This is a genomic window from Actinomadura viridis (assembly GCF_015751755.1).
Lineage (GTDB): Bacteria > Actinomycetota > Actinomycetes > Streptosporangiales > Streptosporangiaceae > Spirillospora > Spirillospora viridis.
Window position 1 is genome coordinate 4,141,146 of record NZ_JADOUA010000001.1, and the last position, 12,701, is coordinate 4,153,846.

A 12,701-nucleotide genomic window follows, 5' to 3' on the forward strand; every position below is an offset into this window, starting at 1 on the left:
TGAACGCCATCACCAGAAGTGCGGGGCGGATGGAACGGCGACTGCGGGCCGGACCGCCCTGCGCGCGTCGCGACACCATCGAGGGAAGGCGGCCGGCTGTGACCACGGAGAACTCGACGAGGCTGACGCCGGCGGACATCGACCTGAGCGACCTGCGGTTCTGGGCCCGGCCGCTGGAGCAGCGGGCGCAGGCGTTCGCGGTGTTGCGGGCCCAGCCCGGCCCGGCCTTCTTCACCCTGCCGAAGATCCCGTTCCTGGGGCAGAGCCCGGGGTCGTGGGCGCTGGTCCGCCATGCGGACGTGGCGGAGGCCAGCCGCCTGCCGCAGGTGTTCAGCAGCGAGCCCAGCGCCACCAGCCCGACCGACATGCCGGGCTGGATGAACAAGTACTTCAACTCGATGATCGACATGGACGATCCGCGGCACGCCAAGATCCGCCGGATCGTGTCGCGGGCGTTCAGTCCCAAGATGCTGGCCAAGGCCGAGGACGACATCGCGCGGCGGGCCGGGCGGATCGTGGACGAGCTGATCGAGGCCGGGCCCGGCGACTTCGTGTCCCAGGTGGCGGTACGGCTGCCGGTCGAGGTGATCTGCGACATGCTGGGGATCCCCGCCCGGGACCATCGGCGGGTGGTGGAGCTGACCAACATCATCGTCGGCTACAGCGATCCCGAGTACGTCGGCGCCACCCTGGACTACAGCGACGGCACGCCGAGGATCGGACGGCTCCGCACGACGCGCATGCTGGGCACGGTGGCGTCGGCGGGCTGGCGGCTGCACCGGCTCGCGGCCCGGCTCGGCAGGGAGCGCCGGGCCACACCCACCGGCGACCTGACCTCGGCGCTGGTGAACGCCAACATCGACGGTGAACGGCTGAGCCCGCGCGAGTTCGCCACGTTCTTCCTGCTGCTGGTGGTGGCGGGGAACGAGACCACCCGCAACGCCATCGCGCACGGCCTGAAGCTGTTCACCGACCATCCCGAGCAGCGCGCGCTGCTCCTGGAGGACTTCGACGGGCGGATCGGCGGGGCCGTCGAGGAGATCGTGCGCTTCAGCAGCCCGGTCATCTTCATGCGCCGCAACCTCACCCGCGATTACGAGATGAACGGCCACACCTTCCGCAAGGGGGACAAAGTGACGCTGTTCTACGGTTCCGCCAACCGCGACGAGACCGTGTTCAGCGATCCCGACACCTTCGACATCACCCGCTCGCCCAACCCGCACGTCGGGTTCGGCGGGCCGGGGCCGCACTTCTGCCTGGGCGCCAACCTCGCCCGCCGGGAGATCGCCGTGATGTTCCGGGAGCTGTTCACCCGAGTGCCCGACATCGCCGCCGACGAACCCGACCGGCTCATGTCCGGCTTCATCAACGGCTACAAGCGCCTGCCCTGCACCTTCACCAGGACGGTCGAGTAGCACGACTCACCGGCCAGGAAACAACGCCTCAGTTCCCTGAGTATTCTCCTGCCCCTAATAGCCCATAAGCCCCTGGACCAGGGGGTCTTCGATCTATGCCTGTTCTGGTATTTGAGAAGACCTCGGGAATCCTGCCCGCCCAAACCGGCGATCGACGCGATGCTGCGCGCGGACCTGGATGCGCCGTCCAAGCAGCGCCACACCGTCGAGCGGGTGCTCCCCGGCTTGTCGTAGGGAAGCACCCGCTCATCAGCCGCCGATCTGGTGGGTGGCGAGGTGTCGAGGTCAGCTCGTCTTGAACGAGGAGATCCGGTTGTTCATGCCGGTGAGCCGGTCGTCGTGGTCGCGATAGGTGGCGAAGTGGTCACCGCCGTAGCTGGTGAGGTCCCAGGCCTTCATGTCGCAGTTGTTGCGAGTGAGGAACGAGCTGGCGCGATTGCTCCAGCCGAACCGACCGAGATTCGGCTGGACTCCGTCGACGTCGCTGGTCGAGGAGGAGCACCGTCCCTCCGATCCCAGCCTGATCGAAGCGCCGGAGTAGCCGAAGGCGTCATACAGGATGACGTGCACCTGCCAGGCCGCCGTGACCTGGCTGGCGTTGCCGAAGGTGTCGGCTTCCCTCTCGGTCGTGAAGCAGGTCATGGACGTGGAGCCCATGTCGGCCACGCAGTGCGGGTGGGTCGCGGTCTCCGTGGAGGTGGGGCCCGCTGCCGCGGCGGGCGCGGCGAGGGCGAGAACGGTCGAGGCGATGACGGCACCCACCGTACCCAGCTTGGCGGTCGTTGAGTTCGCGCTCACAATAGGTCCTCCCGATACAGGTCGGTGTGCGTATTTTTCGTGGTTGATTTCCATGGTCGAGGATTCCTATTTCGGCGGCTCCTTTTCTGGTCCGACTATGGGAATTCGGTCCCCCGGGTCACCTTCAAGGTCTCTTTCTGGAGGCCGTCAGGCGTCTGCGGCCCGGCCGATTCGACCGCACCCTATTGACGACGCAGCCCTCAAAGGTGTGACGCGGACCAGCTGATCGCGGCATTACCCCGCGCCGCCCGCGGCATTTTCACCACCACCGAGCCGGCCCTGCTGCTGGCCGACGCGACATCACCCTGTCGGCCTCCCAGGTCCACCCACGTCCGCAACTCCTCGGCGACCTTGGCGGAGTCCCGATACCCCAGCACCTCGCGCAGTCCGCGCAGTTCGCGCATGTGCTCGAGCCGGGTGTTCTCTCGTTCCCTGTACGCCTTCAGGACCGACGGGTCCTCGATGGCCAACTGCACGGCCAGGTACTCCACGACCTCGAGCGGGTCCCCGACCGGATCCTCGGGGAGCACTCCCAGGAACCGGACCGAGGTCATCAGGACCGCGAACCCCAGGCGGTTGTGCTCACGACGCTTGGGCTCGCGCTCGATCAGCGCCCGATCGGCATCGTCCAGAAAGAAGAACCGCTCCGGCTCCGCCCGCGACGGCGCTCCCACGAACGCTCCGTACCGAGCCGTCTGATCGCGGACAGGAATTCCACGGGCATGAGGAAACCTCCAGCAATTGATCAACGCGACCGCTGGAGGTTTCTGGCAGCAATTAGCCCACGTCAAAACACCGCAAGCCGAACGAAGGGCTAAGCGCGGGTTTCGGTTCCGGTGTTCTTCAACCCCCAGGTCCTGCTCCGCCTCGGCGATCCGCAAGCCCCGATGCCCGAGCCGTTCGCCACGCTCCTGCTCGACTACACCGCAGCCCGGCCGAACACCAAGACCGCCACCAAGACCGGCCACCAACCCCGACGCCCGCCGGCCGTTCCCCGGACGCCGACTGGCGCAAGACCCTCGCGGATCTGGATACCGCCGCCACCACCTTCCGCCGCAGGGTGAACGTCATCGGCTGACCAGAGGGCTCCGTCGCCCATCAGCACCGGAACGGCCGGTCACGACAAGAGGCGCCCGCCGGGCTCCTCAACGTGACCGGCCGTTCGGCTGCTCAAGCCCCGGCGCCGCCGGGCGTCCGGGCCGCCGGTGGTGGTGCGGCGGCCCGGACGCGTGCCGTGCCCGTCAGCGCCTGCCGGTGCCCGTCACTTGTCGAGCTTGCGCAGAGCCCGCCGGAACGCCTTGGCGTGGGCGGCCTCGTCGCCGGCGATCTCCTTGAAGAGCCGGGCGGCCCCGGTGTCTCCGGCCTTGGCGGCGCGGCGGCTGAAGCGGGGATACATGGTGGTGGCCTCGTAGGTCTCGCCCTTGATGGACTTGCGCAGGTTGGCGCGGGTGCCCTGGAGCAGGCCCGCCAGGTTGGACTCGCCCGCGAAGTGCTCGACCAGCTCGACCCGGGCGGCGCGTTCGAACAGCCGCGCGAGCCTGGGCTGGTGGGAAGCCCTGGCGTGCTCGGCGTAGAGGGAGTACCTGGCGTGGGCGAACGCCTCGCCGCGCATGGCGACCCCCAGGTTGCGCAGCGTCCGCGCGGACTTGACATGGGGCCCGCCGGGCCGGAGCGCGACGGGCTTGGCCGAGGGGCCCTTGGGGATGGCGCGGGGACGGTGGTGCTTGATGGCCCAGAGCGCCTTCTTGAACGCCTTGGCGTGGGCGGCCTCGTCGCCGGCGATCTCCTTGAAGAGCCGGGCGGCCCTCGTGTCACCGTCGCGCTTGGCCTCTTCGGCGAACTTCGGGTACATGGTGGTGGCCTCGTAGGTCTCGCCCTTGATGCTGTCGCGCAGGTTGGCGGCGTTGCCGCGGGCGAAGTGGATGAGGCGGGCCTCCTTGGCGAAGTGGTCGCCGAGTTCGGTACGGGCGGCCCGCGCGAAAAGCTCGCTCACCTTGCGATGGCGCTGGTGCCACGCCTGGGTGGCGTAGGCCATGTAGGAGGCGTAGGCGAATGCCTCGCCGTGCATGGCGGTGAGGGCGTCGGCGCGAGTGCTGGGGTGCACCTTCTCCGGGGCCGCCGCCGCGGTGGCCGGTACGGTCGCCACGGTCAGGATCGCGGTGGCGCAGGCCAGGGTCGCGCCGGTCGAGCGCCAGGTGGGGCGACGTGCGGTCATGTCGTTTCCTCTCAGGCGGTGGCGGGTGCGGCACGTCTTGCCCGGTGAGGGTCGCACCGGGAAATGATCCTCACCCAGAGTGATTGGATGACTACCTAACGCAGGTAATCATGCCAGACACCCGCCGGGCGTCCAGGGCGCGTGCGGGTCATCGGCGCTTCCTGATTGGGCAAGCCGCCCGCGGCGGGCAGGCTTCGCCGCGCACGCCGACCCGCGCGCCGGCTCGCGCACGGTCCGCCGCTGCGACCGGCTCTGCGCGATTCGCTGGATCGGCCCCAGGCTCGCGAGGGGGCCACCTCGGCCACCTCGTAGGGCAGCTGAGCCGATGTGTCCGTTTGCCATAGCGGCAACCAAATTTGCCGGATCCATTCCGCCTTGCGCACTATCGCTCGTGGAGGTGCGTGGCATGAGTGCACACAAGACTGAACGTGAGAACGGCTATGACGTGGTGGTCGCCGGTGGCGGCGCGGCCGGGTTGAGCGGGGCGCTGGCGCTGGCGCGGGCACGCCGTTCGGTACTGGTGGTCGACGCCGGACGGCCCCGGAACGCCCCGGCGGCTCACGCCCACAACTATCTCGGGCTGGAAGGCGTGGCGCCGCTGGACCTGCTCGCCGCGGGCCGCGCCGAGGTGACCGGCTACGGCGGTGAGATCGTGACGGGCACCGTCGTGTCGGCGCGGCGCCTGGAGGCGGGCGGCTTCCGGGTGGAGCTGGACGACGGCGGCGCGGTCCGGGCCCGGCGGTTGCTGGTGACCACCGGGCTGGTGGACGACCTCCCCGAGGTCCCCGGGGTGGCGGAGCGGTGGGGCCGGGACGTGCTGCACTGCCCGTACTGCCACGGCTGGGAGGTGCGGGACCGGGCGGTCGGCGTCCTGGCCACCGGCCCGCTGGCGGTGCACGCCGCGCAGTTGTGGAGGCAGTGGACGCCGAAGGTGACGCTGTTCCTGCACACCGCTCCGGAGCCGGGCGACGAGGAGTACGAGGAGCTGGCCGCCCGCGGGATCGCGGTGGTGGACGGTGAGGTGGAACGGCTGGAGATCGCCGGCGACCGGCTCGCCGGGGTACGCCTGAGCGGCGGCCGGACGATCCCGTGCGAGGCGCTGGTGGTGTCGCCGTTCATGGCCGCCCGTGGCGAGGTGGTGGCGGGCCTCGGCCTGGAAACCGTTGAGCAGCGGATGGGCGCCTACGTGGTGGGCAGCCGGGTGCCCGCCGATCCCGCCGGGGCGACCGCCGTGCCGGGGGTGTGGGCGGCGGGCAACGCCACCGACCCGGGTGCGCAGCTCGTCGTCGCCGCGGCCGGCGGGCTGCGGGCCGGGGGAGCGATCAACGCCGACCTCATCGCCGAGGAGGTGCGGCGGGCGGTCGCCGCCCGCCGCGAGCCGTTCTCGGCCGCGGCCGAACGCGAGGTCGCCGAGCGGGTCCTCGGCGACGGCCGGCACGGTCTCTGAACGAGGCCGTTCCCTGGCTCCGGCCGGTCCCGGCGCGCCGGACCGTACCGGAGTCAGGGGCGGCCCGGCCCTTTTCGGGCCGCCACCCCGCCCTAACCCGCCGGAGCCGGGACGGGCGCCTCGCCGGTCTCCAGGAGCGTCTTGAGGTCGGACAGCAGCTCAGGCCACCCGCCGGTCAGGTCCGTGGAGCCGCTGACGAGGCGGTGCATCCAGCTCTCCGGCTGCAGATCGTCGTGGGTGACGGTCAGCTTGACCGCCGTCCCGTGCGGCCGCAGGTCGAAGGTCACGCGGGACGGCGGCTCCTTGACCGCCTCGGCGAGCTCCTCCTCGCTCCAGCCCAGCAGCTCGGCGTGTTCGGGCTGGTAGGTGTGCCAGCCGTAGGAGAGGCGGTGGTACGGCTCGGCGGTCAGGACGACCTGGCCGTGGTCGCGGAACTCCTCACCGGGGGCGTTCTGCCACAGCACGGGCGAGCCCGCCTTCCAGTCCGACTTCAGCGCGACACCACCCCAGTAGCGGCGGGTGAAGGCCGGCTCGGTCAGGGCCCGCCAGAGCTTCTCCGGGGTGGTACGGATGTAGGTGACGTACACGAAACTGGTCAAGGTCGTGTCCTCCAGTGCCCTTTTGAGATCGGAGAGCGCCGACAGCCGTTCGCGGTCGTAGCGGCCGATCCAGCGCTCGGCGATCTCGTTGATGGGGGCGGCGTTGAGATGGTGGAGCCTTTCCCTGCCCCGCCGGACCGCTGTGACCAGCCCGGCCGCCTCCAGTACCGCAAGGTGCTTGGTCACCGCCTGCCGCGACATGTCCAGGCCCGCGCTCAGCTCGCGCAGGCTCTGGCCGTCGCGGACGTTGAGGGCGTCGAGCAGGCGCCGGCGGCTGGGATCGGCGAGTGCCTTGAAGATCGCGTCCACGCTCTCCTGCCGGGTCGTCGGCCGTCCGGCCGGACGGCCAGACAGGCAACCATTTGGTTGCATGGTGAGCATAGGCAACTAAAAGGTTGCACGTCAACCGTCCGCGGAGAGCGACCCGGGCGCGGGCCGAGTTCGGCCGTCCGCCTGCCGAACGGCCTGGTCGCGGACTCGGCCGCCAGGCGGGCCCGGTCAGGCGTGGCCGCCCACGGTGACCTCGCCGATGGTCAGTTCCGGGTGCGCCTGGAGGATCTCACCCACCCGGCCGACCTGTGCGTCCAACTCGCGGTGGTGGGCCGGGGAGAGCGGGCGGAGGGGCTCGACGGTGACCGTGAGCCTGCGTCCGGAACGGCGCTGGTGCCAGAGACCTGCGACGACGCCGTCGACCAAGAGGACCTGGAAGTTGCCGCGCAGCACGCGTTCGGAGGCCCTGCCCGGATAGAGCAGCTCGGCGGGGTGGTTGCCGACCCTGTAGGCGTAGGTGTCGAAGTAGGGGAGCAGCCGCACCCCCTCCGGTGGACCGGACGGTACGGCGGTGTCGCCCGCGGTGACCCATGCCTGCGCGCCTTCGACCTCCACCTTCTCCAGGCGGTCGCCCATTGAGGCGAACAGGTCCACGGCCCAGCTCACCGGAGCGTTCAGCCAGTGGGCGAACCGCTGCGGCGTCGCCGGGCCGTAGGCGTGCAGGTAGCAGCGCACCAGTTCGGCCAGCGCCGTCTCTGGCTCCATCGGCGACAGCCCGGGCAGCCAGCGGCGCGGGTTGGTGTAGGTGACCTTGCGCCCCCGGTTGGGGCCGAAGCACATCACGCCCCGGATGCCCGCGATGTGGTGCGCCTGGCGCCAGCGCGGCCACATCCCCTGGAACGCGGGCAGGACGGGATCGGCGGCCCACGGTCCGGTACGGGCGATGACCTGCTCGCTCAGCTCGTCGATGGTCAGCTCCGCGCCGGCGAGCGCGTCCCCGATCGCGGCGATCACCTCCTCGGTCTGCTCAGCGGTCATCCGCAGGTCCGGAGAGGACGGGGCGGAGTAGGGGACGGCCGACAGTGCCCCCACCCACATGCCCAGGTCACGGGCGGGCAGCAGGTGCACGGTCCCGCGCGGTCCGTAGGTCTTGACCAGGGTGCGGTCGTTCCACAGCGCCTCGCGGACGTCGACGCGCGTGGCGCCTTCGATCCGCTGCGCGATGCCCAGCTCGGCCGCGGACAGTACCTGGGCGTGCGTCCCGGCCATGGCGGTGACGATGTCGGCCGGCCGCATGTCCGTGGACGGCGCCGACAGCGCGTGCCGTTCCAGCCGCCTGGCGCACACCTCGTTCCAGGTCATGGTGAACGGACGGCTGTCGACACTCATTCGGGGCGCTCCTCGCACTCGGTGACGTGGGCCCACGCTAGGAGCAGGTGAGGTCAGGAACTGTCCTAATCCTGCGTCGGCCACCCGGCCCCGTACGGGTCGACCCCGTGTAGGTGAGCGCCGTGCAGGCCAGCGCAGTGCAGGTCAGTGCAGTGCAGTGCAGGTCAGTGCAGTGCACTGCAGGTCAGTGCAGTGCGGTCAGTGCAGTGCGGGTCAGTGCAGTGCGGGTCAGTGCCGGGCGAGGATGCCGTTCTCGAACGTGCGGATGACGGTGGCGGTGACACCGTGGCGTGGCAGCACTCCCTGGTCGGCGTCCTCCACCCCGGTGTAGACCATGGCCCACAGGACGTGCTGGATCCAGGCGGGGCGCACATCGGGGTCGAACACGCCCTCGGCCTGGCCGCGCTCGATCAGCCGCAGCACGGGGTCGTCGGTGAAGCGTTCGTCACCCTCGCACTCCGGGTCGCCGGGGTCCGCGTGGGCCGTGTACTCGGCCAGGACGCGCGGATCGCCCCACAGGAACATGATCCGGTCCCCGACGTCCACCAGGGCCGCGACCAGCCGCCGCATCGCCTCCAGGGGCGGGCCGTCGTCGATCGCCGCGGCGGCCACCGAACGCCCCATGGCCTCCAGGGAGTCCTCGACCACCGCGTTCATCAGTTCCCGGCGGTCGGGGAAGTAGCGGTGCAGGGTGCTGCGGCCCACGTCCGCGGCCTCGGCGATGTCGGCCAGCGTGGCGCCGCGGTCGCGGGCGAGGACCGAGGCGGCGGCGCCGAGGATGGCGCGGCGGGTCCGGCCCCGCGCGCCGGACTCGGGGATCTCGGTGGTGCTCATCGAACCGAAAGCTATCACTTGACAACCATTGTGATACGCATGGCATCCTCTTCGGGACATTGATGTCCCAAAAATGAATCTCAGCATCCCGTGCTGGGTAAGGAAGGATTCCTCATGGGATCATCGGAATCCGCGGTCGTCGCCGAGGGGGTGCGGAAGCGCTTCGGCGCGACCGTGGCGCTCGACGGCTTCGACCTGACGGTGCGCGAGGGCACGGTGTGCGGCCTGCTCGGGCCCAACGGCGCGGGCAAGAGCACCGCCGTCCGCATCCTCAGCACGCTGCTGCGCGCCGACGCGGGACGGGTCAGCGTCGCCGGGTGCGACCTGGAACGCCAGGCGGCGCGGGTCCGGCACCGGATCGGCCTGGCCGGGCAGCATCCGGCGGTGGACGAGATCCTCACCGGCCGGGAGAACCTGGAGATGTGGGGGCGGCTCTACCACCTGGGTGCGCGCACCGCCCGGAGGAGGGCGGAGGAACTGCTGGAGCGGTTCGGCCTGGGCGAGGCCGGGGGCCGGAGGGTCAAGCACTATTCGGGAGGGATGCGCCGCCGGCTCGACCTGGCCGCGAGCTTCATCCTGGCACCGCGCGTCCTCTTCCTGGACGAGCCGACGACCGGGCTCGACCCCCGCAACCGCAACGAGGTCTGGCAGGCCGTCCGCGACCTGGTGGCCGAGGGGACCACGGTGCTGCTGACCACCCAGTACCTGGAGGAGGCCGACCGGCTGGCCCACCAGATCGCGGTGCTCGACGCGGGCCGGGTGATCGCCGAGGGCACTCCGGTGCGGCTGAAGTCGCTGGTCGGCGGTGACCGGATCGACCTGGTGCTGCGCGAGCGCGACGACCTGGCACGGGCCGCGGCGGTCGTGGCGGAGGTGACCGGCGCCGAGCCCGGCGTCGACACCGACGCCCGGCGGGTGGACGCCCCCGTCCGGGACCGGATCGGGGCGCTCACCCAGATCATGCGGGTCCTCGCCGACGAGCGCGTCGAAGTGGAGGACGTCGCGCTGCGCCGGCCGACGCTGGACGAGGTGTTCCTGCACCTCACCGGGCATGGTGCCCGCGCCGGGGCCGGGCGGGAGGTGGTCGCGTGACCGCGCTCCTCGTCCCGGGCCCGCCCCGGACGCCGGTGGAGCGGCTGCGCTGGGCGGTCGCCGACGGCTGGACGGTGGCCCGCCGGGACCTGATCCACTGGCTGCGCAACCCGGCGGTGATCGCCTACCAGCTGCTCTGGCCGATCATGATGGTGCTGATGTTCGGCTACGTGTTCGGCAGCGCGATGGTCGTGGCCGGAGGCGGGGACTACCGCGAGTTCCTGATGCCGGGCATGTTCGCCCAGACGATGATGTTCGGCGTCGCCACCACGATCACCGTGGTCTCCACCGACGCCGACCGGGGCGTGACCGACCGGTTCCGCTCCATGCCCATGTCGCCGTCGGCGGTGGTCCTGGGCCGGAGCATGGCCGACCTGGCCAACTCCGTGCTCGAGCTGGGCATCCTGGTCGGGTGCGGCCTGCTGGCCGGGTGGAGCTGGCACCAGGGGCCCGTCCGGGCGCTGGCCGCCGTCGGGTTGCTCCTGCTGCTGCGGTTCGCGCTGACCTGGGTGGGCATCCTGGTCGGGCTGTCGATCAAGCCGGAGGCCGCCGCCGCGGCCTGGGCACCGCTGTTCCCGCTGACGATGGTGGCCAACACCTTCGTCTCGCCCGAGCAGATGCCCGGATGGCTGGGCGCGATCGCCACCTGGAACCCGCTCTCGGCCACCGTCGCCGCCTGCCGGGAGCTGTTCGGCAACCCCGGCATGGGCGGCGATTCCTGGGCCGCGCAGCATCCGATCCTGCTGGCCGTGGCGTGGCCGGTCGCGCTCGTGTTGGTGTTCCTGCCGCTGTCGGTTCGCCGTTACCGCCGCCTGGACCACTGAACGGGCACCGCTTCGGGGCGGGCCTGAACGCCCCCGTTCAGGCCCGCCCCGCTCCTGTCCGCACCGGCGCCCGTTCGGTCACCGGAGCCGCCGGACGGAGGACGGCGCTTCTACCGGTGTGGGTCCTGCCTGGGTGGACGTTCCTGCCGGAGCTGGGCGTTGATGCGGCGGGCTTCGGCGAGCTGGTCTTCCAGGATGATGATGCGGCAGGCCGACTCCAGCGCGGTGCCCTCGTCGACCAGGTCGCGGGCGCGCTGGGCCAGGCGCAGCTGGTAGCGCGAGTAGCGGCGGTGCCCGCCGGGCGAGCGCTGCGGGACGATCAGCTGGTTGGCGTCCAGGCTGCGCAGGAACGCCGGGGTGACCCCGAGCATGTCGGCGGCGCGCCCCATGCTGTAGGCCGGGTAGTCCTCATCGTCGAATTTGTCGTCGAGCGTGTCGTCAGTGTCGCCCTGCGGGGCGGGATGGCCGCCGGTCATCTCCGGCTGGGGTGCTTTCACAAGACCTTCCGTACTCCCTGGGGAACGCGGTGAGGCGGTAAGCAACGGGGGCCCCGGCGCCAGAAGGCGGCGCCGGGGCCCAGAGGTACAACACCATCTATCCGGCCCTGAGGCCGGGCTTCGTCCGCATCAGCCGCCCGAACGATGGGCGGGGATGCGGGGATCGCGGTTGCGTGACCGTAGACCACCATCCAATCTGTGGAGCTGCGGTACCCGCGCGACGTGACTGGAGCCGCTTGCGGGCGATCCCGATGGCGCCGAACCCTCCTTTCCTCGACTTCACTGCGTGCCGTGCTACTGCGTGTTTCTGTACTGCATGTTGCGGTACTGCGTGTTCTTCTTGCCGCGGCCCGATGGCCGCGGGGCGGACCGGCTGCCAGAGCCCCTTGCCTTGCGTTGGCTCCGGCACGCCCGGTCCGCTCATCCATCGCTTCGGGCAGTTCGTCCTCTACCCGCATCTCATGGACTCGTTCGTCTTCGATGACAGGAACAATACCCGCACCCGGCGCGAAAATCTACTCCGATCACTGTAGAGTTTCGTAGATCACAGACGGTCATTCCGGGGCAGGGCGGCCTGGATGCAGTCCAGCACCCGTTCGAGGCCGTAGTGGAAGCGGGCGTCGGGGTCCATGTGCGGCTGCCGGGCGTCCCGGACCACCCGGGCCAGCATCGGATGGTCGCCGCCGTCGATCAGCCGGTGAACGTAGGCGGCGCTCCGGCCCATCCATCCTTCCCGGCTGATCCCGCTGCGGCGCACCTCGTTCTGCCAGGCCAGCTCCTCCTCGACGGCGTCGTCGATGTAGCCGTTCAGCATCCCGAACAGGACGAGGACGTCGTCGATCGGCGGGCCCAGGTCCAGTGCGCCCAGGCCGAACTCCAGCAGCCGCAGCGTGTTGGGGCCGAACGAGGACCGTACGCGGCGGGCGTCGCCCAGCCACGGGTGGCGCAGCCTCATCGCCCGGTACCGCTCGGCGATCAGGGTGAGGTCGGCGCGCCAGTCGCCCGAGGGGCGGCCGGGAAGGCGCAGTTCCCCGGTGACGTGGTCGACCATCAGCTCGACCAGGTCGTCGCGGGAGGGCACGTACCGGTAGAGCGACATCGCCCCGGTCCCGATCTCGGCCGCGATCCGCCGCATGGACGCCGCCTCCAGGCCCTCGGCGTCGGCGACACGGACGGCCGCCTCGGTGATCTGCGCGCGGCTGTAGGCCGGGCGAGGCCCGCGGGCCGGCCGTTCGGGGCGCATCCAGATGTTCACGTACTCGGTGTCGTCGGCCACCGGTCACCTCCTGGAGAGGATCCTAGTTGCGTACGGCGTACTCGG

General features: G+C 70.8%; 12 protein-coding genes. 4 read left to right on the forward strand and 8 right to left on the reverse strand.

Annotated features, from left to right (window positions below):
- Window positions 1-98 precede the first annotated feature (98 nt).
- Entirely contained in the window at window positions 99-1,415 is a 1,317-nt protein-coding gene (locus IW256_RS18780) for a cytochrome P450 (RefSeq protein WP_307828945.1), read from the forward strand.
- Window positions 1,416-1,700: 285 nt separating this feature from the next.
- Here the strand turns inward: IW256_RS18780 and IW256_RS18785 are convergent, their stop codons facing one another.
- From IW256_RS18785 to IW256_RS18795, 3 genes are all read right to left on the reverse strand, one after another.
- Window positions 1,701-2,213: a hypothetical protein gene (locus IW256_RS18785; protein ID WP_197012232.1), complete on the reverse strand. Its 513-nt coding sequence runs from the start codon at window positions 2,211-2,213 to the stop codon at window positions 1,701-1,703.
- A 200-nt stretch (window positions 2,214-2,413) separates the two neighbouring features.
- On the reverse strand, window positions 2,414-3,181 hold the full coding sequence (locus IW256_RS18790; protein WP_307828946.1) for a DUF4158 domain-containing protein: 768 nt from the start codon (window positions 3,179-3,181) through the stop codon (window positions 2,414-2,416).
- A gap of 293 nt (window positions 3,182-3,474) precedes the next feature.
- Complete coding sequence (locus IW256_RS18795) at window positions 3,475-4,428, reverse strand: ferritin family protein (RefSeq protein ID WP_197012234.1); 954 nt, start codon at window positions 4,426-4,428, stop codon at window positions 3,475-3,477.
- 406 nt (window positions 4,429-4,834) lie between these two features.
- On the opposite strand from IW256_RS18795, the gene IW256_RS18800 reads away from it, so the two are divergent.
- Window positions 4,835-5,875, forward strand: coding sequence for an NAD(P)/FAD-dependent oxidoreductase (locus IW256_RS18800; RefSeq protein ID WP_197012235.1), 1,041 nt, complete (start codon window positions 4,835-4,837; stop codon window positions 5,873-5,875).
- Window positions 5,876-5,967: 92 nt separating this feature from the next.
- On the opposite strand, the gene IW256_RS18805 is transcribed toward IW256_RS18800, so the two are convergent.
- From IW256_RS18805 to IW256_RS18815, 3 genes are all read right to left on the reverse strand, one after another.
- Window positions 5,968-6,783 (reverse strand): ArsR/SmtB family transcription factor, encoded by an 816-nt coding sequence (locus tag IW256_RS18805; protein WP_197012236.1) that lies wholly within the window; start codon window positions 6,781-6,783, stop codon window positions 5,968-5,970.
- Between the two features lie 189 nt (window positions 6,784-6,972).
- The gene (locus tag IW256_RS18810; RefSeq protein ID WP_197012237.1) at window positions 6,973-8,133 is read right to left on the reverse strand and encodes a winged helix DNA-binding domain-containing protein; all 1,161 of its coding nucleotides are present in this window, start codon (window positions 8,131-8,133) and stop codon (window positions 6,973-6,975) included.
- Window positions 8,134-8,361: 228 nt separating this feature from the next.
- Entirely contained in the window at window positions 8,362-8,967 is a 606-nt protein-coding gene (locus tag IW256_RS18815; protein ID WP_197012238.1) for a TetR/AcrR family transcriptional regulator, read from the reverse strand.
- A gap of 114 nt (window positions 8,968-9,081) precedes the next feature.
- Between IW256_RS18815 and IW256_RS18820 the strand changes: the two genes are divergently transcribed.
- Window positions 9,082-10,059, forward strand: coding sequence for an ATP-binding cassette domain-containing protein (locus IW256_RS18820; protein ID WP_197012239.1), 978 nt, complete (start codon window positions 9,082-9,084; stop codon window positions 10,057-10,059).
- Window positions 10,056-10,883 carry an ABC transporter permease gene (locus IW256_RS18825; protein ID WP_307828947.1) on the forward strand — a complete coding sequence of 276 codons (828 nt, stop codon included), beginning with the start codon at window positions 10,056-10,058 and terminating at the stop codon, window positions 10,881-10,883. Before IW256_RS18820 ends, IW256_RS18825 begins: the two co-directional genes overlap by 4 nt.
- Window positions 10,884-10,993: 110 nt before the next feature.
- Here the strand turns inward: IW256_RS18825 and IW256_RS18830 are convergent, their stop codons facing one another.
- Window positions 10,994-11,359, reverse strand: coding sequence for a MerR family transcriptional regulator (locus IW256_RS18830; protein ID WP_197016394.1), 366 nt, complete (start codon window positions 11,357-11,359; stop codon window positions 10,994-10,996).
- 565 nt (window positions 11,360-11,924) lie between these two features.
- Window positions 11,925-12,656, reverse strand: a complete 732-nt coding sequence (locus IW256_RS18835; RefSeq protein WP_307828948.1) for a TetR/AcrR family transcriptional regulator — start codon at window positions 12,654-12,656, stop codon at window positions 11,925-11,927.
- Between the last annotated feature and the right edge of the window lie 45 nt (window positions 12,657-12,701).